This window comes from Candidatus Aquicultor sp. (assembly GCF_054640775.1).
Genome location: NZ_JBTSLF010000029.1, coordinates 1 through 20,633 on the forward strand (window position 1 = coordinate 1; position 20,633 = coordinate 20,633).

The window sequence follows — 20,633 nt, forward strand, 5'->3', positions numbered from 1 at the left end:
TATTTTTAACGTGTGGTTTGCTATCAATATCAACATTATCACATGGTTTACGGGCTTTTTAGGAATCGAGTTTGGACTGTCGCTTAAAGATGCGGTTATCGCCATTGTTATCGGCAATTTGCTGGGTGCGGTTTTTCTTGCGCTGACCTCTGCAATGGGACCGAAAACGGGGGTTCCGCAAATCGTTTCGGGGCGCAACGCATTCGGCTCAAGGGGTAACTGGATGATGGCCCTTATTAATTGGTTTGCGAATATGGGATGGTTCGCCGTGGATATCCTGCTGGCGGTTTTCGCATTGCAGCGGCTAACGGGTATTCCATATTTGCCGGCGCTTTTCGGCCTCACGTTACTGACAATCGTTGTCGCCGTCTACGGCTATAACTTTATCCATGCATTCGCCAAGATAATGACCGGCTTGCTGGGGGTACTTTTCGTCTTTATGACCTTTGCGGAGATTAAAACCGTCGATGTTAACTGGCTGGCCCATAGCCCCCAACTGGACGGGTTCGCTTATTGGGGAATGTTGGCGTTGGCCGCGGCGGTAGCTTTTTCGTACCAGATCAGCTTTTGCCCGATTGGCGCCGATTATTCACGCTACCTATCGCCCCAATTGTCCTCAAAGAAAGTATGGCTCGCGACATTCGCCGCGTCATTAACCGTTGGGATTTGGCTTGAGATACTGGGGGCGGTTATGGCGACCATGGGGCAGGGAGACCCGATGGCCTTAATGGAAAAGGTGATGGGGGTTTTCGCGGTTCCCGCTTTGATCACTGTTATCGTCAGCACTTTTCCCGTGAATGCGATCGCGATTTATAGCGGTGGGTTATCAGCGCTGGCCATGGGCATACCGCTAAAGCGGCGAACCGTGGCTCGGGATTATTTTGGTAGACCATTATCTCGCTCGCAAGTTAAAGCCGGTGGCGACCTCTCGCTGGCAATGGGCAGGAATTACCGCGTTTTTTACCGGCCTTCTCCTCTCTGTGCCTTTTATGAGTTCGGTTCTTTATACGGGTTTCGTGGCTAAGAAATACCTTTTTGGTGCGGATTTAAGTTATGTCATCGCCATGGGCGTGAGCGCGCTTCTGTATTACGCCATGCGACGCAGGACATCTCAAAGCGAAGTCTCACAGCCGGCTGTCGCTCACTATCAACAGATATAACAGATACAATAGATATAACAGGTATAGCAGATATAACTCTCAAGACATGGTTTAGATATGGTCGCGGGTATCCATGGTTGGTATAATGCAGATAAAATGTCTCATTTTGGGAACATTATAGGAATACAAGCGAAACCATGACGGAAGAAACCAAGAACCAAGGAAGCAGCGAAAGCGCGAAAATCATATATAAAGGAATCGAGTTTGCGCATCCAAGTGAGGAACAGTGCGCGAGGATACTCGATTTCTACGGCGTCCGGTGGGAGTACGAGCCGAATACCTTCCCGATAGAATGGGATAAGGAAGGCAACGTCACACAAAGCTTCTCGCCGGATTTTTATCTAACCGATTTGGATTTGTATATCGAGCTTACGACGATGAGCCAAAAGCTTGTTACCAAGAAGAACCGGAAGGTAAGAAAGCTAAGGGAGCTTTACCCCGACATACAGATAAAGATCTTTTATCAAAAGGACTTTAAGAACCTTTTGTTGAAGTATGGATTACCTCGTTCGTAACGAAGTTGCTATTACTATTGCTGATGTTGACTGTTGAGTGATTCGTAGGTGCGTAGTGTTAAACGATGATATTGAAAAGGTACTGATCACCGAGGCAGAGATCAGATATAAGACCCACGAGTTAGGCAGGATTATCTCCGAGGAGTACTCCGGCAAGGATCTTGTGATGGTAAGCGTCCTAAGGGGCGGGGTTATTTTTGTGGCGGATCTGGTCCGTACGGTCTCGATCCCTGTCACCATCGATTTTATGGCGATTTCGAGCTACGGGCCGTCGACGGATACGTCGGGCGTGGTGCGGGTTATAAAAGACCTTGAAGAGAACATCGTCGGTAGGCATGTGTTGATCGTCGAGGACATTATAGATACCGGCCTTACATTAAGTTATTTGTTGCGAAGCCTTAAAGCGCGCGAACCGGCCAGCATCGATGTATGCGTGCTTCTCGACAAGTCGGCCCGTAGAATCGTGGACCTGCCGATAAGATACAAGGGGTTCGACGTCCCCGATGTTTTTGTGGTGGGATACGGGCTTGATTATAGGCAGAAATATCGTAACTTACCGTACGTCGGTATTCTGAAAAAATCGGTCTACGAGGAAGAGTGGGTGAGTCTATGATCCGGGCTCGATTTATCGAGGCCACATAGTGGATCTAAAGTTTTAGATTTTGGCTGCTGACAGGTCATTTTTGGTGGCTGATTGGTGGTTGCCGAACTAATTGCGCATCATTATGCCTTATGGTATGATTAGTCCGAACTTAGTACAGAGATTATTTTAGTGAGTGGGTACAGACCCACTCTTTTAATTATGAGGGTGCTGCTTTAATGAAGCGTGATCCTAAGGTCGAGAGGATTGAGCAGCTTATCGAGCCCGTTATTGAGCGTGAGAACCTCGAGTTGGTTGATGTGGAACTCATACGCGAAGCAATCGGGCTTGTTCTTCGTATTCTTGTGGATTCGAAAGAAGACGGCATAAGCCTGGACAGGCTTGCCAAGATAAGCCAGCCGATCGGGGCCATCCTGGAGGAATCCGGGATTATTACACAGAAGTATACGCTGGAAGTATCGTCCCCCGGCGTCGAGCGACCGTTAAAGAAGCCCGAGCATTTCAAGAAGTTTGTCGGTTCGAATATTTCGGTAAAAACCGAGAAGCCGATTGGAAAACGTAAGCAGTTTAAGGGACGGTTGCTTGAAGCGGGTGATAAAGGCTTCGTAATCGAAGTCGACGGCGAGAACTTCGAGATAGACTACGATAACGTGGCGAAAGCACGCCTTCAAGTCGAGCTTGAATTTTAGCTAATGTTTTAGCTTATGAAAGGGGCCATATAACGTGAACGGAGAGTTGATTGAAGCTCTAAAGCAACTTGAACGCGAAAAGCAAATAGATCCAAACACGGTGCTTGAGGCGCTCAGTTCTGCTCTAGCGGCAGCGTACAAGCGAAACTACGGCGCCGGCACAACCGATATTAGAGTGGATATCGATCCGAAAACTGGAAAGATCAGCGTGTTTTCTCAGGAGTGGATTGAGAAGGAAGGCGAAGAGCCCGAACTTGTTGAAGAAGAGATCACGCCGGAGAATTTCGGTAGAATAGCTGCCCAAACGGCAAAGCAGGTTATCCTGCAGCGTATCCGGGAAGCGGAGCGTGAGAAGATGTACCAGGAATATATCGACCGCGAGGGCGATATCGTCACGGGCATCGTAGAGCAGAGCGATCAGCGCTATACGCTGGTCAACCTCGGAAGAGTCGAGGCGTTGCTGCCCCCAACGGAGCAGGTTCCGACCGAGAGGTACGACCACGGTACGCGTTTGAAGACATATATCGTCGAGGTCAGGCGCACGACAAAAGAGCCTCAGATCATCGTATCGAGGACCCATCCAAGCCTGCTGAGGCGCTTGTTTGAGCTGGAAGTGCCGGAGATTTACGAGGGCTATGTCGAGATAAAATCCGTTGCCCGTGAGCCGGGCTACCGGTCAAAGATCGCTGTAGCGTCGAGGGACGCAAGCATCGACCCGGTCGGCGCGTGCGTAGGCCCAAAGGGTTCGCGCGTGCGTATGGTCGTGAGCGAGCTTCGTGGGGAAAAGATCGATGTCGTCGAGTGGAGCGAAGAGCCGGCTAAGTTCGTGGCAAACGCGCTCAGCCCGGCAAAGGTCAAAGAAGTGAAAATCAACGAGGCAGACCACACGGCTGCCGTAGTTGTGCCTGATAACCAGCTATCCCTTGCGATCGGTAAGGAAGGGCAAAATGCGCGACTTGCCGCAAAGCTCACCGGGTGGAGGATCGATATAAAGAGCGAGAGCCAGGCGAAAGATGATGCGGAAACAACCCATATCTTGGGGGTTCCCGTTGAAGATATGCCGATAACCGAGGCATCTGACCTCGAGCAAGGAACGTTAGAAGTCGGCGGCCATATGGAAGATAACGGTGCAGAGGATTGTACCTGCTTGGCGGTAAAATCATCCGGCGAACGCTGCTCAAATAAAGCACGGCCGGGAAGCAAGTATTGTGGGGTTCACAAGAAACTTGAAGGCGAGGAGTAGATGATCCTTGGCGCAAGCTAAGAAACTTCCGCAAAGAACCTGCACGGGATGCCGTGAGATCAAGCCCAAAAAGGCGTTGATCAGGATCGTTAGGACTCCCGAGAAGACTATTATCGTCGATCCTTCGGGAAAGGCAAACGGACGCGGGGCATATATCTGCCCAAGGAAAGAATGCCTTGAGGCGGCGATAAAAAGTAAACGACTGAGTAAAGCCCTGGAAGTAGAGATACGTCCAGAGGAACTTAAAAATTTAGAAGAAGAGCTGGAAGCTTTAATAAAAGACTCCGGCGAATAGATTAGGTGGTGATAGGATGAGAGTTTATGAGCTGGCAAAGCAAATGGGCATTTCCAGTGCAGAGCTTATGGACAAACTAAAAACGATAGGCATCGAGGTCAAAAGTCATGCCGCCTCTGTTGATCCGGAGGTGGTACGAAAACTTGATGATGCCGCGAAAGCCAGTTCGTCACCACGCGCAGCAGTACAGGATAAGGAAACAGTAGCCAAGAAAACGGCGACTACGAAACCGGCCAAGGACAGTACGAAAACCGCTGCCCCTGTGACGAGTAAGCCCGGGGCGAAAGCACAGGCAAAACCCGCTCAGGAAAAAGCTCCGGTTGCGGAACAAACCAAGGCGGCTCCTCAGGTAAAGGCTGCAGAAACACCAAAAGCGCCGCAAGCCGAGCGCCCGTCTCAGCCGGCACAACCAGCCAAGACCGGTATAAACGCGCAAGGTGGGGCGAACGTACAGGCTAGTGCAAGACCAAAGCCGGCCGCATCTCAGCCGCAGGGTGGAAGACCCCAGGTAGCGGTTGAGGAACCCAAGCGTGTAATCGAGGTGCCTCTTGCCGCAACGGTAAAAGAACTTGCGGGCATAGTCGGTAAAGAACCGAACGAGCTGATAAAAATGCTTCTCAAACTAGGCGAGCTGGTTACGATCAGCCAGTCATTGAGTTCGGAGGCGATAGAAGTTCTTGCGGATGAAATGAAGCTTACTGTTAAGTTCTACAATCCCGAAGAAGTGCATGTTGAAGAAGAGGTCGTTGAAGATACCGATAGCCTGGTACCACGACCACCGGTCGTTACGGTTATGGGTCACGTCGACCACGGTAAGACATCGCTGCTCGATGCGCTCAGGAAAACCGATGTGACCTCAGGTGAGGCCGGCGGTATAACACAGCATATCGGTGCCTACCAGGTTGTTCTCGGCGGGCGCAAGATCACGTTTATCGACACGCCGGGCCACGAGGCCTTTACGGCGATGCGAGCCCGGGGCGCGAACGTCACGGATATCGTCGTACTTGTCGTTGCGGCCGATGACGGCGTTATGCCGCAGACCGTTGAAGCGATAAACCACGCAAAAGCCGCAGGCGTTCCGATTGTAGTCGCGGTCAACAAGATAGACAAAGCCGATGCGGACCCCACGAGGGTGCGCCAGGAGCTTACAAAATACGAGCTGATTCCCGAGGAGTGGGGCGGAGAGACCATCTTTGTGGATGTATCCGCCAAGCAGCAAATCAACCTCGGAGACTTACTTGAGATGATTCTGCTGGTCGCCGATGTCCAGGAGCTAAAAGCGAATCCTAAGGCAACGGCACGCGGTATTACTATTGAGGCAAAGCTCGATCGTGGCCGGGGTCCGGTCGCTACTGTCCTTATAAATCGCGGTACGCTTCGCGTTGGTGATGCGGTAATCGCAGGCACGGCGTATGGTAAAGTGCGGGCGATGAATGATGACAAAGGCCATCCTGTTCGGGAGGCCACGCCGGCGCAACCGGTTGAAGTAATCGGCCTCTCGTCGCTTCCGCAAGGGGGCGAAGAACTCAAGGTCGTCGAAGACGAAAAAACGGCACGCCGTATTGCAGAAGAGCGGGCGCTCAAACGCCGCTTGATCGCGCAAGAGCAGCGCCGCAGAATTACCCTTGAAGACCTGTTCAGCAGGATTCAGGAGGGCGAGGTTAAGGATCTTAACCTGGTCATCAAGGCGGATACGCAAGGCTCGGTCGAGGCGTTAAAGGACGCGCTGTACAAACTCAACACAAGTGAAGTACAGATTCAGGTTATTCATACCGGTGTCGGCGGTATATCTGAAACAGATATAATGCTGGCCGCGGCATCCAATGCGATTGTCATCGGCTTTAACGTTAGGCCTGATGTCAACGCAACGGCGATGGCGACGAAGGAATCCGTCGATATACGGACCTACAGGATCATCTACAAAGCAGTTGAGGATATTACCAGCGCGTTGTCGGGTCTTCTGTCGCCGGCTATCGACGAAGTCGAAACTGGCCGGGCCGAAGTCAGGGCTCTGTTTAAAGTTCCGAAGCTCGGCGTGATAGCGGGCTGCTACGTCACAAACGGGGAAATCGACCGGAACGACCATGCACGATTGGTCAGAGAAGGTCAGGTAATATATGATGGCGGAATCGTATCGCTGAGAATGTTCAAAGACGATGTTAAAGCCGTCCGCGAAGGGTTCGAATGCGGTATTGGCCTTACAAACTTCCAGGACGTCAAAGAGGGCGATATCATCGAGACCTACAAGCTGGTCGAGAGAGAACGCCAATTAGGTGAATAAACATGGTAGTGGGGTTGCTCAGGATAGAGTTGTACCTGCCTGCGGCAAATTCTCTTAAAGACAAGAGACAGATCGTCAAGAGCATCATTGGTAAAGTCGCGAGCAAGTATAACGTTTCTATCTCAGAAGTCGGCAACCATGAGCTCTGGCAGCGGGTGACCATCGGGGTCGCCCATGTATCGGAGAAGGGCGAGCAAACCAAAAAAGTGCTCGACCATATCGACAGGTATATTGAGAACCTGGATAAAGCTATCGTGAGCGAGAGACAGCTGTCGATGTTCTCGCCGGAATAACTAAAGCAACGCAGGGTCAGACCATATTTTTGGACTGGCCCTGTTTTAATCGTATAGATTGACCGGGAGGTGTGCTGTGGGAACAGCGAGAACGCACAGAGTGGGCGAGCTTATAAAAGAAGAAATCAGCGGAATAATGCAAAAAGAAATAAAGGACCCGAGGATCGGTTTTGTTACAATAACAGGGGTTGATGTTACACCGGACCTCAGGTTCGCGCATGTTTTTATAAGCGTCCTGGGCAATAAGAAGCAAAAAGAAAGCACGTTAAAGGGCCTGCAAAGCTCTAGCGGGTTCCTGCGTAAGGAGCTTTCTAAGCGCATACGGTTAAAATATTTTCCAGAGCTGAAGTTTGAATTCGACCCCTCTATCGAAGCGGGGATGAAAATAGACAAGATCATAAGAAAATTACATAAACGAGAAGAGAAGCGAGTCGAAAAACAAAATGAAGAACGAGAACAATAATTTCAAAGAAATCGCAGTTAAACTAAAAGAGGCCAACTCGGTCGCAATTACGATACACGTCTCGCCCGATGGGGATGCCCTCGGAAGCCTCCTGGCCATGACCCTTTATCTAAAGCGTCTGGGAAAGGCTGTATGCGCCACATGGGGCGAAGAGATTAAGATCCCGGCCCATTATGCCTGGCTTCCGGGGATCGATGCTATACGGGCGTTTGATTCGTGCATCGAGGCCGATGTCCTGCTAACGCTCGACTGCGCAAATGAACACCGGCTTGGGCTCATGGAGGAGAAGCTCCCGGCGTTCAAAACGGTCATCAATATCGATCACCACATCGATAATTCCCGGTTCGGCACGATCAACTTGCTGGATTTCAACGCCGCCGCGGCATGCGAGATCGTTTATGACCTGCTGCACGTCATGGAAGCCGATATTACCCCCGATATCGCAACGTTGCTCTATGTGGGAATAGTCACGGATACTGGAAGGTTCCAATATCAAAACACGACCGCAAAGACCCTGCGGGTGGCGGCCGACCTGGTTGACCACGGGGTATATCCAAACGCGATATTCGAAAAGATATACGAGAACACCTCGTTCGCTTCATTGAAAATGCTTGCCCGAATTCTCGAGAGAGCGGAATACGTCAAGGAAAGCGGGTTTATTTACTCATACGTATTGGATAGCGACCTGAAAGAGCTGGGCATTACAATGTCCGATACGGAGAACTATATCGATTACATAAGAACAGCTAAAGAAGCAGGTGTCGTAGCCATATTTAAAGAAACGCCTGATGGCAAGCTTAAGGTAAGCCTGAGGTCCAAAGGTATCATCGATGTAGGCTCTATTACGCGGGAGGCGGGCGGAGGAGGACATCGAAACGCCGCCGGGGCCACCCTTGATATGGCCATCCCGGAAGCGGTAAAGTGGATATCTTCACGAGTGCTCGCCCAAAAAGCGGCATCGGCTACACGATAGTGGTACTATGGACGGCGTTTTAGTCATCGATAAGCCCTCCGGGCGGACATCCCACGACATTGTCGATATCATTCGCAAAGCAACCGGCATGAAAAAGGTCGGGCATACCGGCACACTCGATCCCATGGCGACCGGGGTTTTGGTGCTGCTTCTCGGCCGCGCCACCCGCATCGGCAGATTCCTTGAGCTTGAGCCCAAGGAATACATCGCGGGGGCCGTGTTCGGTATCGTTACCGATACGCAGGACATAACAGGCACCGTGCTGCAAGAATCAAATACACCGGTCACAATCGACGCGCTCAGGGCGGTCATGCCCGATTTTACCGGTACTATCTCTCAAGTCCCCCCAATGGTATCCGCAATAAAAATCGGTGGGAAGACCCTGTATAAGCTTGCGCGCCAGGGCAAAGAGATTGAGCGACCCGAGCGAAACATTACTATTTTTGAACTGGAGCTTCTTGATTTCTCCATACGTGACGGAAGGGCTCATGCCGTATTTCGCGTGCTCTGTTCCGGCGGTACTTACGTGCGAACGCTCGTCCATGATATAGGGACACGCCTTGGCGCCGGGGCTACGCTCGAGAACCTTCGCCGTACCCGTGTCGGCGTCTACACCCTGTCACAAGCAGTGACCGTCGACGAGGCGAACCGTGAGACCATCGAAACCCGGCTCATAAGCATGGACAGCGCGCTGGCGCATTTGCCTCAGGTTATTGTACAAAACAGCGTGATAGGATTACTATTAAACGGTCAGAAAATCGATGCGCAAGGCATGAACGTGCATCCTGAATCGGTCGTCGAAGGCGAATTCGTGCGAATTAAAAGTGAGAACGGTGTTTTACTTGCCCTGGGCAAGGTAACCGACGAGATCAAGTTCGAGGTAAAGCCGGAGATAGTAGTAGGATCCGGGGATTAATGAATACATGTATAGATAATCGGTGAATGGCGGGGTTAAATAAGTAACGTGGAAATCATAAGAGGAATAGAGAACATTCAAAACATACAGGGGCCGTCGGCGGTCACCATCGGGGTTTTTGACGGCATACACATCGGGCATCAGACGATAATCAAGATGGCTGTCGACTTCGCGCAAATCATCCAAGGAGTGAGCGTTGTGATTACGTTCGAGCCGCATCCATTGGCGGTCGTTCACCCCGAGAACCAGCCGCCCCTTCTGACTGCGACCGATCTTAAAGCAGAATATATCCGAGAACTCGGTGCAGATTACCTTCTTATCATCCCGTTCAACTTGGCCTTCGCGAACATGGCGGCCGAAGATTTTATCGACAACGTCCTTCTCGATAAACTGCACGCCCAGTATGTGGTAGTCGGCGAGGATTTCTCATTCGGCAGAGGCCGGCGCGGCAACGTGGCGTTCCTGGATTCATACGGCGGGCCCAAAGGTCTTAAGGCCATAGGCGTTCCTCATATAAAAACCGATGACATCGTTATCAGCAGCACCGAGGTCAGAGAGCGCCTGAAAAGGGGAGATATCCTTGGCGCACGCGAACTAACCGGGCGCTACCCCAGGTTCAGGGGAAAGGTGGTCCACGGCTTCGGGCGCGGAGGATCGGTCATCGGTGTCCCGACAGCAAACATCGAGACGCTCTACGGGGAGTTGCTTCCAAGCGCCGGCGTATATGTGGGGTATGCCTGGGTGGAGGATCATCGGGAGCCTTGTGTCATCGATGTCGGATGGTCGCCGACATTTGGCGATTTACTCAAACCCGAGATACATGTCCATATCCTAGGTTTTAAAAAAGACATTTACGGTAAGAGAATTGATATTGAACTTATCGACAGATTGAGGGATGAAAAGACCTTCAACAACATAGATGAATTGAAGCAACAAATACAACAGGATATACAAAAAGCGAAGGAAGCGCTTGCGTCTGCATCAAAGTAACGCATTTACGCAGTTTACGAGGTGCAAGACTTTGTGATAAGATGCGAATAGACTTTTAGAACCGCTAACTAAGTTGCTCGACTCACCAACGACTACTTGGTTTGCGGGGTTTACAATAAGGAGGTGACACCATGGCTTTGGAAAAAGACGCCAAATCCGTAATCATTGATGAGTATAAGACTCACGACGGCGACACCGGCTCGCCGGAGGTTCAGGTCGCAATCCTCACCACGAGAATCAGCGACCTCACTGAGCACCTCAAAATACACAAGAAGGATCACCACTCCCGCCGTGGTCTTTTGCAGATGGTCGGCCAGCGTAGAAGATTGCTCAATTACCTGAAGAATAAAGACATAGAGAGATACAGAACGCTAATCTCCAGATTAGGCCTCAGGGCTTAAATACGGGAAATCAAATGGGCAGCCCCACGGGTTGCCCTAAATTCTATACGGAGAAACATTAGGAGGTTCTCAACCATATGGAGCCTAACGCACAAAACGGTGTGCAAGTCAGAGAAGTAGTTTCACAAGAGTTTGAAATCGGCGGAAAGACGATAACGTTTCAATCCGGACTTTTCGCCAGACAGGCCGATGGGGCCGTCACAGTACAGATGGGCGAGACGATGGTCCTTGTGACAGCGGTCGTAGCAGAGGAGCCGAGTGAGGGACGGGATTTTCTCCCGCTGACTGTCGATGTGGAAGAAAAGATGTACGCGGCCGGGAAGATTCCCGGTGGTTTTATCAAAAGGGAAACCAGGCCGAGTGAGAAGGCTACGCTTACGGCGCGCCTGATCGACAGGCCGCTAAGGCCGTCGTTTCCCAAGGGATTCTACAACGATATACAGGTTATAGCGACCGTACTCTCGGTCGATTTCGTAAACCAGCCGGATATCCTGGCGCTTAATGGGGCGTCTTTGGCGCTCGTGCTGGCTAACGCGCCCTTTAACGGGCCGGTCGCCGGTGTCAGAATCGGCAGGGTCGACGGGCGCTTCGTGCTCAACCCGACCTTCGAGGAGCTGGCGGAAAGCAACCTCGATATGGTGGTCGCCGGCAACCGCAACGCCATTCTAATGGTCGAGGCGGGCGCAAAGGAGGTCACCGAAGAGGATACCGTACAGGCACTCGCGGAAGCCCATAAAGCGATCATCGCGCTGTGCGATTTCCAGGAGCGCTTCAAGGAAGCATATGCAAAGGTGATCCCGGCCTCTGAGAAAGAGATCAAAATGCCGGTTGCCGACATGACCTACGAGCAGATCGAGGAAAGGATCCGCGAGTTCGCAACAGGAAAACTTAAAGAAGCTCTTAAAAACCCCGATAAGCTTGCGCGTGAGCGCCAGGAGGACATAATCGAGGATGAGACGATAGAAGAACTCGAGTCGCTTATCGAGGGCAAAGAACAATACGTCTCGAAGATCCTGGCAAAAATACGTAAAGAAGAGATGCGTAGGATGATTCTCGATGAGGGGATTAGGGCGGATGGTCGTACGACGACCGAAATCAGGCCTATCCTCATCAAAGTCGGGCTTCTCCCCAGGCCGCACGGCTCGGGTCTCTTTACACGGGGTCAGACACAGGCACTGTCGGTCGTCACACTCGGAACCGTAAGAGAAGAGCAGATGATCGATGGCCTTGGTATCGAAGAGTCCAAACGATACATGCACCACTATAACTTCCCACCATTCTCAACAGGTGAGATAGGGTTTATGCGCGGCCCGAAGCGGCGCGAGATCGGGCACGGCGCGCTTGCAGAGCGGGCCCTCTTCCCGGTCATCCCAAAGGAAGACGAGTTCCCTTATACGATACGAATCGTGTCCGAAGTTCTTGAATCCAATGGTTCGTCATCGATGGCCAGCGTCTGCGGAAGCACGCTTTCGCTCATGGATGCGGGCGTTCCGATAAAAGCCCCTGTCGCAGGCATTGCGATGGGACTCATCAAAGAGGGCGACCGGATCGCCATCCTGACCGATATCCTCGGCATGGAGGATGCGCTCGGCGATATGGACTTTAAAGTCACAGGTACGGCAAAAGGTATAACAGCCCTGCAGATGGATATGAAGGTCGAGGGTGTCGGAAGCGATGTCCTTGGCAAAGCCCTCGCACAGGCACGCGATGCACGGCTTTATATCTTGGATAGGATCGCAGAGGTCATACCGGCGCCGAGAAGCGAGCTTTCCAAGTACGCCCCGCGTATCATAACGGTTAAGATACCATCGGATAAAATCGGCGATCTTATTGGTCCTAAAGGTAAGAATATCAGGGGCATCATCGAAGAGGTCGGCGCTAACTTCGTTACCATCGATATCGAAGAGGATGGTACGGTCTTTATAGCCTCGACCGATGGCCCGGCCGGCGACCGTGCGCGTGAGCTGGTCGAGATGTTTACCAAGGAGCCCAAAGTCGGCGAGCGATTCATGGGCACCGTTACTAAAACAACCGGCTTTGGAGCCTTTGTAGAGATACTACCCGGCAAAGAAGGCCTGGTTCACATCTCGCGGCTGACAAAAGGTCGCGTCCCAACCGTTGAATCCGTCGTTAACGTCGGCGACAAGATAGAGGTTGAGGTTATCGATACCGACAAGCAGGGTAAGATAAGCCTGCAGGCCTTAAACCTTGAAATCAAAGGAAGTCAGAATGAGTAACGACCAGTTTTTCCAGAGAACAGCATTACCATCGGGAATAACAGTTATAACTGAGCGCATGACACAAGTGCGCTCAGTCGCTATCGGCTTCTGGGTCGGCGTCGGCTCGCGGGATGAAACCGAGCCGATCAATGGAATGTCTCATTTCATCGAACACCTGCTGTTTAAAGGAACAACAACCAGGACGGCCAGGGAGATCTCCGAGGCGTTCGATACGCTTGGAGGAGAGCTTAATGCGTTTACCGCCAAGGAATACACGTGCTATTACTCACGTCTCCTTGACGAACATGTTGCCGAGGGAGCCGAGATACTGGCCGATATGATCCAGAACCCGAAGATCGCCGAAGAGGATATCAACGCGGAGCGAAACGTAATCCTTGAGGAGATCAACCTTCACGAGGATAGCCCGGACGAGCGTATCCACGACCTGTTCGCGACATCATTGTGGACAGAGCATCCGCTGGGCAAACCCATACTCGGGCACCTGGAAACGATTAAGAATGTCTCCAGGGATGATATCCTCGGTTTTTATCGTCAGGAATACGTACCGGGCAACCTGATCGTGGCCGCCGCCGGAAACATCGATCATAACAAGATGGTCGAACTTGCACAGCAGCATTTCAATCTTGCACCCGGCGAGAAGCCGGCGCGTAAGGAATTTACACCGAGGGTCGAGAAAAAGATCGATGTCTTTACCAAACAGACCGAGCAAGCGCATATCGTTTTGGGTGCGGAGGCTATCCACGCAAAAGACGAGCGCCGGTTTACGCTCTCGATTCTCGATAACATCCTTGGCGGCGGTATGAGTTCACGTCTCTTCCAGGAAATCCGGGAGAAGCGGGGCTTGGCCTATTCGACGTACTCTTACCATTCGCTCTATCAAGATGCGGGCTTTGTCGCGACGTACGCCGGCACCGCGCCAGAAAAGACCGAATCGGTTGTAAAGCTTATCCAGGAGCAATTGCAGGATATCTTGAATGGCGGTATTACCGCTCAGGAATTATATCGTTCGAAAGAGCACTTAAAAGGTCAACTCGTTCTCGGACTCGAGAGCACGGGCCGCAGGATGACGCGCCTCGGCAAACTCCAAATAACCGGCGGGGAGATTCTCTCGCTGGATGAGCTGGTCGAGCGCATCGAAGCGGTAACTAAAGACGGCGTGACGCAGCTTGCGCAGCTGCTCTTCAACCCCGAAAAAACGGTCCTGACAATCATCGGCCCATTCGAACTTGAAAGCCTGGCACATCTAGTGGCTTAAGGAGCCAGGGGAATTGCGAATGTCGAATTACGAATTACGAATTACGAATTAGTGAAGGTCTAGGAAGTGGGTTTTAGTAGGCAATAAGCAGTGCGTGGGTCGAGAGAAGACTATTGCTAGGTGTCATTCTGAGGGAACGATAGTGACTGAAGAATCTCGGGTGCAGTACTGTGATTGTAACTTGTCAGCGTCTAGGCGTAGCTAAACTACTGTAAGAAGAAGGTTTTATTCGTAATTCGACATTCGCAATTCGTAATTCCCCTGGCTCCTTTCTTTCATTCTCGACCCAAATTCACCCCTTGACTACCAACCATGCTTACGCTTAACTAGTTACTAAGTACTACCCTATAAAACGCATTATTTAATAGTAATGTTGGTTTTAAAATTCGGCATTTGGGAAACATAAATGAGGAATTTTAACAAGCGCAAGGGGGGGTAAGTAAGTTGAAAGCAGAGTCATTAAACTCAGACCTTCGCGACCTCATAGAGTTTCAGGCTAATGCAGTCTCATCGCATTACGACTTACCGCCAAAGTTCTTCGCCGGGTTCCTGGGGCCGCGGATGGCATACTCGTGTGGATACTTCACAGATGAAGATAATACCCTTGAAGAGGCTGAGGAAAACAAACTCCTGTTGACGGCCAGAAAGCTTGATATCAAGGAGGAAGACACGATTCTTGATATCGGTTGCGGCTGGGGAAGTTTCGTGTTTTACGCGGCTGAAAATTTCGGCTGCCGGGCCGTAGGTATTACGCTCTCAAAAGAACAGGCGGCGTTCGTTAACGGCGTTGCTGAGGCCCGCGGACTTAAGGATAAGGTACGGGCCGATGTCATCCACGTGTACGACATGGACTTCCAACGCGAGTCCTTCGACAAGATCGTCACGATAGGTGCAATCGAGCACATGGACGACCTTCACCGGGTATTCAGCGGAAGCGCACCTTTTTTAAAAGAAGATGGGCTGATGCTGGTCCACGGGATGACCAAGCCATGGAGTGATAGGGAAGAAGAGCTGCAAGGCATCACCTCCGAAGTCGGCGAGATGGTAAAAGAGCATTTCGGCGTGGGCTACTGGAAAAGCCTATGGGAAGTCATGGAGGCGCTTGAGAAAAGCGGCTTTGAGATCCTCGACCATGAAAACATCACCCGCCACTACCAGCTAACAGTCGAGCGCTGGCTTGAAAGGCTGCAGGAAAACGAGGCTATGCTTATAGAAACCATCGTACCAGAAGAAATATATCGCGAGTTCATGGTATTCATGGCCGGCTATATCGTCGGGTTTGAGACCAGCCACACGCTTTGCAACCAAATCCTCTGCCGCAAGATCAGTCCCGGGGATCTACGTCCAGCCCTGCCCTTAACCAGAGAAACCATCAGTCTCCACTCCAGAAAGGGGTGCCTATGCAAGAACGACTAACCACCGGCCATATCTTTGATCATATGGTCCCGAAGATTTTAGCCGAGCAGCCGGATATCGGACGCCGCGTCAATGCGGTTTTGGGCATCGAGCTAACAGGCGAAGGCGGCGGCTACTGGACGCTTGACCTAACCGGTACGCCCGCGATAGAGAGGGGCAGGACAAAGGAGCCTAAGTGCACGCTTTACGCGCATGTTGACGATTTTTATGACCTGCTAACAAACGGCAGCGTGCGCGCAGCCCTTGATGCCTTCAAGAAAAAGCGCATACAGGCCAGCGGACATCTGCCGACTATACTAAAACTCGAGGTACTCCTCAGATCACTGAGCAAACAAAACGAAACAGCCGTATAAAAAAGAAGAGCACCGGGGTCCGGTGCTCTTCCGTGTATATCTCGTCAGGATTTCTGAATAATCCTCATTCGGTTTTTGTTAAGCCGCCATCCTCGTACGCTCCGCCTCAGCTCTCTTCATTGCCTCGGCCCTGCTTAACCTGTTAGAACCAAGCCAACCGCCGAGGAATGCCGTCGCAAGGCTCAAAAGCGAACCCAGCAGGAAGTATCCTGCCGATGACGCTAAAGTATCTGCTGCTGCTCGAATATCGGTCGGGGTTATAGTTGCACCGCTCGGGAGGACACCCCGCAATGCGGCCACAGCGTTACCGACAAAGCCAAGTAAGCCTGATACGCCGAGCACGCCAAACAGAATACCACCAACCAGGGCAAATGCCCAAACGACGAGGCCATGCCATAGGCCATCGCTTGCGAGCTGTACATCTGCAACTCTCGATGCAACGTAGCCGCCGATGAAGGTTGCAATCAATATGCTAATCGCTGCCCATATGCCAACGCCTGCGCTGATGCTACGCAGATCCGCAGCACTTGTAATCGTTGGAGTTCCAAAACCGATGACAACGCCAATCGCGCTGAGCACAAACTCCGAGGCAATCGCGACTAACACACCGGCAAATATGCTTCCCCAGCTCAAACGACTATACCAAGCCGGCACATAACCACCGCGCGTCATCGGTGTTACATTTGCCATCATGCGCTCGCTCTCCGGTACAGCCCGGGCTTCTTGTCTGCGTTCTTCCATTATTTTTCGCCTCCTTACATTTACAGGTTCATTTGTTTTTTTACCCACATATTCGCAACTGTGACATGTTTAACGCAATTGAACTAATCCATTTTCGATGCCAGGCATGGCGCATAATGGCTGGTAATGAGCGCATTGCTATGAAGCAATGCGTTATGTGGTGTGGGAAGCACCAATATGCATATAACCGGCGAGTTTGGCCAACGGGTCGATGTGCTCAATTTTTGCGGCGACTTTCGATGTCCCGTTAAGGGATGTCCCAACGGGCATCTCTAGATACTTTCAGCGCGGCCTTCTATGGCTTAATGGCATTCAGACTGGTAAAATAGGGAGAACCTGCTTGCGGATTCCTGGTGCTTACACACTGTCGAGAGAGTGTAAAAACCATGCATTGTAAAAACCGTGTATAATAGTGTTAAAGACTTTGTGAAAATTGTCGGAGGTAGTTGATGATAAAAGTTATTGTAACGGGCGCAGTAGGAAAGATGGGCCGGGAGCTATGCAAGGCCGTCCTGGACGACCCCGATACCGAACTATATGGAGCTGTTGATGTCGATAATATAGGCACAGACATTGGAGATCTGCTGGGGAGAGCGCCAATTGGAATAACTATCGACAGTCTGGAAAACATCCTGGCCAATAATGAAGCCGATGTACTGGTAGATTTTACGCATGCCGGTGCTGTTATGAATAACGTTCGCGCCGCAGCGAAAAGTGGCCTTCACCTGGTCGTCGGAACAACCGGGTTATCTGAGGACGACAGGGCTGAGATTAAGAATCTCTGCGCCGAGAACAACGTCCACGCGATTCTCGCGGTCAACTTTGCCATAGGCGCCGTCTTGATGCTCAAGTTCGCCGAGATGGCAGCCCGCTATATGAACCGCGCCGAGATCATCGAGCTTCATCACGATCAGAAAAGGGATGCACCGTCAGGAACAGCGATGCAAACCGCAAAACTCATTTCGTCGAAGATCAAGGCGCCCAGGGTGAAATCAAACGAGATCATCGAGGGTGCGCTTGGCGCGGAATATGAGAATGTGCATATCCACAGCGTGAGACTACCCGGATTTGTGGCCCATCAGGAAGTGATTTTCGGAGGGGTAGGGCAGGTCCTTACCATCAGGCACGACTCGATAGACCGCACGTCGTTTATGCCCGGCGTGCTGATGGCGATAAAGGCCGTCCAGGAATATCCCGGTGTCACAGTCGGTCTCGACAAAATTATGGATTTATAAGATCAACAAGTCTTTCATGTTTTTTCAGTGTATGATCATTAGTTAGGAGTGATTTCTGCCGCATGGCGAAAAATAACAACAAAGCCAAGCTTCGCTTAATCCCGCTAGGTGGATTGGGCGAGGTTGGCAAGAATATGTTCGTAATCGAGTACGGTGATGACATAATCGTCATCGACTCCGGCCTTATGTTTCCGGAAGACGAGATGCTCGGCATCGATTTAGTATTGCCGGATTTTACGTATTTAAAGAAGAACAAGGATAGAGTAAGGGCTATTGTTTTAACCCACGGCCACGAGGACCATATCGGGGCGCTGCCGTATGTTCTTAAGGAGATCGATACCAAGGTCTACGGCACCCGGCTCACGCTGGGCCTTGTAAAAGTAAAGCTTGAAGAGTACCACCTTCTCGGGTCTTCAAAGCTCATTGAAATCCACCCGAACAACCCGGTTAACATCGGTTGTTTTAGGCTGGAGTTTTTCAGGATGAGCCACTCGATCCCCGATGGCGTGGGTATCGCGATTCACACGCCGGTCGGCCTTGTCTTGCATTCTGGGGATTTTAAACTCGATCAGACACCGATAGATGGCAATATCATCGAGTTCGATAAACTCTCCACGTTTCGGGAAAAGGGTGTTCTTGCGCTTCTCTCGGACAGCACGAATGCTGAGGCCACGGGTTTCACGCCATCCGAGCGGGTTGTCGGCGACGGCCTGCGTAGAATTTTTGATAGCGCACAGGGCAGGATCGTGGTTGCGAGCTTTGCCTCGCACATCCACCGCATCCAGCAGGTGATAGATACCGCGCATAAATACGGGCGCAAGGTCGCCGTAACGGGTCGCAGTATGGCTAATAACGTTGAGATAGCCGAGCAGCTCGGCTATCTCAAAATACCAAAAAAGATCATCATCCATCCGGCGGAGATGAAACGCCACTCACCGAAGCAGATTTGTGTGCTTTCGACGGGAAGCCAGGGCGAGCCGCTCTCTGCGCTTGCCAGGATGGCTAACCACGAGCACAAGTGGGTCGAGATCGAAGAAGGCGACACCGTGATAATCTCGGCGAGCGCCGTCCCCGGAAACGAGAAATCTATATTCCAGACAATCGATCGGCTCTTTAGATGCGGCGCCGATGTTCATTACGAATCCACGTCTGGAGTTCACGTGTCGGGCCACGGGGCGCAAGAGGAGCTTAAGCTTTTAATAAATCTGGTCAAACCCACATATTTTGTACCGATACATGGCGAATACCGGCACCTTAAGCACCATGCGGCGCTCGCGCTTGAGCTTGGGATACCCAGAGACCACATCTTCATCGCAAGCAACGGCGATGTCATCGAGTTAGATGGTAACGGCTCGGCGAAGATGAAAGAGCGCGTGACCGCGGGAGCAGTCCTGGTCGACGGGCTCGGCGTGGGAGATATCGGCGATGTCGTCCTGCGCGACCGCCAGCAACTTGCAAGCGACGGTATTCTAATAGTAGTCGTGACCATAAATAAGCAAACCGGGGCTATCGTAGCCGGTCCGGATCTCGTAACGCGTGGTTTTGTCTACGTGAAGGAGGCCGGGGAGTTGCTGGACGAGGCGCGTGATAGAGTCGTCGCGACCCTCGAAAGAACGGCCGCCGATGCCATCACCGATTGGGCCGTTCTAAAAGCCGACGTCAGAAGGTCACTGAGCTCTTACATATACGATAAGATAAAACGCCGCCCAATGATCATGCCGATCATCGTCGAAGTATAAGAGCAGCGATTAGCGATTAGCGATTAAAGCAAAGCATTTACCAATCGCTAATCGCCATTCGCCATTCGCTAAATTGAAATGGGGTAGTAATGAATGTAATCCAGGCAGCGATTCTAGGGGTCATTCAGGGGCTGACTGAGTTCCTTCCTATAAGCAGCTCCGCGCATCTTGTGTTATTTCCGCTCTACATGGGCTGGCACGTTAATCCGGAAGCCAACGTGACGTATGATGTAATAGTTCACTTCGGCACACTTATGGCCGTGCTGGCTTTCTTCTATAAAGACGTGAGCAAGCTGGCAGGCGCATTCGTCAAAAGCTTGACCGAGCGGAAAATAGGAGATGACCCTTACCGGCGCATGGCCTGGTTTTTGATCATCGGGACGATTCCAACCGGCATCGTCTACGTCCTCATTAAAAAACTGCTCGAAGATACCCTAAAAACACCTTCCTATGTCGGGATATTTCTGTTAATAACAGGAGTTTTGTTGGTCGCCAGCGAAAGAATAGGCAGAAGGGCCGAGAGCGCCAACAGTCTCAAGACAATCGATGTCGTTTTCATCGGTTTCGTCCAGGGTTTGGCTATACTTCCGGGTATCTCAAGATCGGGCAGCACAATAGCGGCGGGCCTCTTCAGGGGCCTCACCAGGGAGGAAGCCGCACGCTTTTCGTTCTTACTCTCGATTCCGGTCATTATCGCGGCCGCGCTCGAGAAGATCACAGAGGTCGCGTCGGCTGGCGTCAATGGCGGTGAGATCGCCATTTTAGCCGCCGGATTTGTGACCGCTGCAGTTACCGGCTACTTTGCAATTAAGTACTTTTTAGATTATCTTAAGA

22 protein-coding genes are annotated in these 20,633 nt (G+C 51.5%); 21 read left to right on the forward strand and 1 reads right to left on the reverse strand.

The window, feature by feature from the left end:
* The 18 genes from ACYC56_RS04085 to ACYC56_RS04170 form a co-directional block, all read left to right on the forward strand.
* The coding region (locus tag ACYC56_RS04085) for a purine-cytosine permease family protein (protein ID WP_461372906.1) at positions 1 to 1,024 on the forward strand (1,024 nt) is incomplete at its 5' end.
* Complete coding sequence (locus ACYC56_RS04090; protein ID WP_461372907.1) at positions 1,017 to 1,160, forward strand: hypothetical protein; 144 nt, start codon at positions 1,017 to 1,019, stop codon at positions 1,158 to 1,160. The genes ACYC56_RS04085 and ACYC56_RS04090, both read left to right, overlap by 8 nt.
* Before the next feature lie 137 nt (positions 1,161 to 1,297).
* Positions 1,298 to 1,675, forward strand: coding sequence for a PDDEXK family nuclease (locus ACYC56_RS04095; protein ID WP_461372908.1), 378 nt, complete (start codon positions 1,298 to 1,300; stop codon positions 1,673 to 1,675).
* Positions 1,676 to 1,730: 55 nt separating this feature from the next.
* On the forward strand, positions 1,731 to 2,288 hold the full coding sequence (gene hpt / locus ACYC56_RS04100; protein ID WP_461372909.1) for a hypoxanthine phosphoribosyltransferase: 558 nt from the start codon (positions 1,731 to 1,733) through the stop codon (positions 2,286 to 2,288).
* A gap of 206 nt (positions 2,289 to 2,494) precedes the next feature.
* Entirely contained in the window at positions 2,495 to 2,965 is a 471-nt protein-coding gene (locus ACYC56_RS04105; protein ID WP_461372910.1) for a ribosome maturation factor RimP, read from the forward strand.
* Between the two features lie 34 nt (positions 2,966 to 2,999).
* A complete protein-coding gene (gene nusA / locus ACYC56_RS04110; RefSeq protein WP_461372911.1) occupies positions 3,000 to 4,208 on the forward strand; it encodes a transcription termination factor NusA in 1,209 nt (402 codons plus the stop codon).
* 7 nt (positions 4,209 to 4,215) lie between these two features.
* Positions 4,216 to 4,503 (forward strand): RNase P modulator RnpM, encoded by a 288-nt coding sequence (gene rnpM / locus ACYC56_RS04115; protein ID WP_461372913.1) that lies wholly within the window; start codon positions 4,216 to 4,218, stop codon positions 4,501 to 4,503.
* Between the two features lie 16 nt (positions 4,504 to 4,519).
* Complete coding sequence (gene infB / locus ACYC56_RS04120; RefSeq protein WP_461372914.1) at positions 4,520 to 6,784, forward strand: translation initiation factor IF-2; 2,265 nt, start codon at positions 4,520 to 4,522, stop codon at positions 6,782 to 6,784.
* A gap of 2 nt (positions 6,785 to 6,786) precedes the next feature.
* Positions 6,787 to 7,077, forward strand: a complete 291-nt coding sequence (locus ACYC56_RS04125; protein WP_461372915.1) for a DUF503 domain-containing protein — start codon at positions 6,787 to 6,789, stop codon at positions 7,075 to 7,077.
* A 76-nt stretch (positions 7,078 to 7,153) separates the two neighbouring features.
* On the forward strand, positions 7,154 to 7,540 hold the full coding sequence (rbfA, locus tag ACYC56_RS04130; RefSeq protein ID WP_461372916.1) for a 30S ribosome-binding factor RbfA: 387 nt from the start codon (positions 7,154 to 7,156) through the stop codon (positions 7,538 to 7,540).
* Positions 7,521 to 8,513, forward strand: a complete 993-nt coding sequence (locus ACYC56_RS04135; protein WP_461372917.1) for a DHH family phosphoesterase — start codon at positions 7,521 to 7,523, stop codon at positions 8,511 to 8,513. The genes rbfA and ACYC56_RS04135 overlap by 20 nt, the downstream gene beginning before the upstream one ends.
* A gap of 7 nt (positions 8,514 to 8,520) precedes the next feature.
* Complete coding sequence (gene truB / locus ACYC56_RS04140; RefSeq protein ID WP_461372918.1) at positions 8,521 to 9,429, forward strand: tRNA pseudouridine(55) synthase TruB; 909 nt, start codon at positions 8,521 to 8,523, stop codon at positions 9,427 to 9,429.
* 48 nt (positions 9,430 to 9,477) lie between these two features.
* Positions 9,478 to 10,419 (forward strand): bifunctional riboflavin kinase/FAD synthetase, encoded by a 942-nt coding sequence (locus ACYC56_RS04145; RefSeq protein ID WP_461372919.1) that lies wholly within the window; start codon positions 9,478 to 9,480, stop codon positions 10,417 to 10,419.
* Between the two features lie 131 nt (positions 10,420 to 10,550).
* Positions 10,551 to 10,820 carry a 30S ribosomal protein S15 gene (rpsO, locus tag ACYC56_RS04150; RefSeq protein WP_461372920.1) on the forward strand — a complete coding sequence of 90 codons (270 nt, stop codon included), beginning with the start codon at positions 10,551 to 10,553 and terminating at the stop codon, positions 10,818 to 10,820.
* Between the two features lie 77 nt (positions 10,821 to 10,897).
* Positions 10,898 to 13,057 (forward strand): polyribonucleotide nucleotidyltransferase, encoded by a 2,160-nt coding sequence (locus tag ACYC56_RS04155; RefSeq protein ID WP_461372921.1) that lies wholly within the window; start codon positions 10,898 to 10,900, stop codon positions 13,055 to 13,057.
* On the forward strand, positions 13,050 to 14,315 hold the full coding sequence (locus tag ACYC56_RS04160) for a M16 family metallopeptidase (protein ID WP_461372922.1): 1,266 nt from the start codon (positions 13,050 to 13,052) through the stop codon (positions 14,313 to 14,315). The genes ACYC56_RS04155 and ACYC56_RS04160 overlap by 8 nt, the downstream gene beginning before the upstream one ends.
* 444 nt (positions 14,316 to 14,759) lie before the next feature.
* Positions 14,760 to 15,731 carry a class I SAM-dependent methyltransferase gene (locus ACYC56_RS04165; protein WP_461372923.1) on the forward strand — a complete coding sequence of 324 codons (972 nt, stop codon included), beginning with the start codon at positions 14,760 to 14,762 and terminating at the stop codon, positions 15,729 to 15,731.
* Positions 15,716 to 16,084, forward strand: coding sequence for an SCP2 sterol-binding domain-containing protein (locus ACYC56_RS04170; protein ID WP_461372924.1), 369 nt, complete (start codon positions 15,716 to 15,718; stop codon positions 16,082 to 16,084). The genes ACYC56_RS04165 and ACYC56_RS04170 overlap by 16 nt, the downstream gene beginning before the upstream one ends.
* Before the next feature lie 78 nt (positions 16,085 to 16,162).
* On the opposite strand, the gene ACYC56_RS04175 is transcribed toward ACYC56_RS04170, so the two are convergent.
* Positions 16,163 to 16,825 carry a hypothetical protein gene (locus tag ACYC56_RS04175; RefSeq protein ID WP_461372925.1) on the reverse strand — a complete coding sequence of 221 codons (663 nt, stop codon included), beginning with the start codon at positions 16,823 to 16,825 and terminating at the stop codon, positions 16,163 to 16,165.
* A gap of 449 nt (positions 16,826 to 17,274) precedes the next feature.
* Between ACYC56_RS04175 and dapB the strand changes: the two genes are divergently transcribed.
* The 3 genes from dapB to ACYC56_RS04190 all read left to right on the forward strand — a co-directional run.
* Positions 17,275 to 18,060, forward strand: a complete 786-nt coding sequence (dapB, locus tag ACYC56_RS04180; RefSeq protein ID WP_461372926.1) for a 4-hydroxy-tetrahydrodipicolinate reductase — start codon at positions 17,275 to 17,277, stop codon at positions 18,058 to 18,060.
* A 62-nt stretch (positions 18,061 to 18,122) separates the two neighbouring features.
* The gene (locus ACYC56_RS04185; RefSeq protein WP_461372927.1) at positions 18,123 to 19,799 is read left to right on the forward strand and encodes a ribonuclease J; all 1,677 of its coding nucleotides are present in this window, start codon (positions 18,123 to 18,125) and stop codon (positions 19,797 to 19,799) included.
* Positions 19,800 to 19,888: 89 nt separating this feature from the next.
* Positions 19,889 to 20,633: undecaprenyl-diphosphate phosphatase (locus tag ACYC56_RS04190; protein ID WP_461372928.1), on the forward strand; the 745-nt coding region annotated here is incomplete at its 3' end.

Coding starts and splice junctions, on each gene's coding strand:
- ACYC56_RS04175 (WP_461372925.1), bottom strand. CDS start 16,825: ATGGAAGAACGCAGACAAGAAGCCCGGGCTGTACCGGAGAGCGAGCGC.
- ACYC56_RS04105 (WP_461372910.1), top strand. CDS start 2,495: ATGAAGCGTGATCCTAAGGTCGAGAGGATTGAGCAGCTTATCGAGCCC.
- truB (WP_461372918.1), top strand. CDS start 8,521: ATGGACGGCGTTTTAGTCATCGATAAGCCCTCCGGGCGGACATCCCAC.
- ACYC56_RS04125 (WP_461372915.1), top strand. CDS start 6,787: ATGGTAGTGGGGTTGCTCAGGATAGAGTTGTACCTGCCTGCGGCAAAT.
- ACYC56_RS04135 (WP_461372917.1), top strand. CDS start 7,521: ATGAAGAACGAGAACAATAATTTCAAAGAAATCGCAGTTAAACTAAAA.
- ACYC56_RS04155 (WP_461372921.1), top strand. CDS start 10,898: ATGGAGCCTAACGCACAAAACGGTGTGCAAGTCAGAGAAGTAGTTTCA.
- dapB (WP_461372926.1), top strand. CDS start 17,275: ATGATAAAAGTTATTGTAACGGGCGCAGTAGGAAAGATGGGCCGGGAG.
- ACYC56_RS04160 (WP_461372922.1), top strand. CDS start 13,050: ATGAGTAACGACCAGTTTTTCCAGAGAACAGCATTACCATCGGGAATA.
- ACYC56_RS04170 (WP_461372924.1), top strand. CDS start 15,716: ATGCAAGAACGACTAACCACCGGCCATATCTTTGATCATATGGTCCCG.
- infB (WP_461372914.1), top strand. CDS start 4,520: ATGAGAGTTTATGAGCTGGCAAAGCAAATGGGCATTTCCAGTGCAGAG.
- ACYC56_RS04185 (WP_461372927.1), top strand. CDS start 18,123: ATGGCGAAAAATAACAACAAAGCCAAGCTTCGCTTAATCCCGCTAGGT.
- ACYC56_RS04095 (WP_461372908.1), top strand. CDS start 1,298: ATGACGGAAGAAACCAAGAACCAAGGAAGCAGCGAAAGCGCGAAAATC.
- rpsO (WP_461372920.1), top strand. CDS start 10,551: ATGGCTTTGGAAAAAGACGCCAAATCCGTAATCATTGATGAGTATAAG.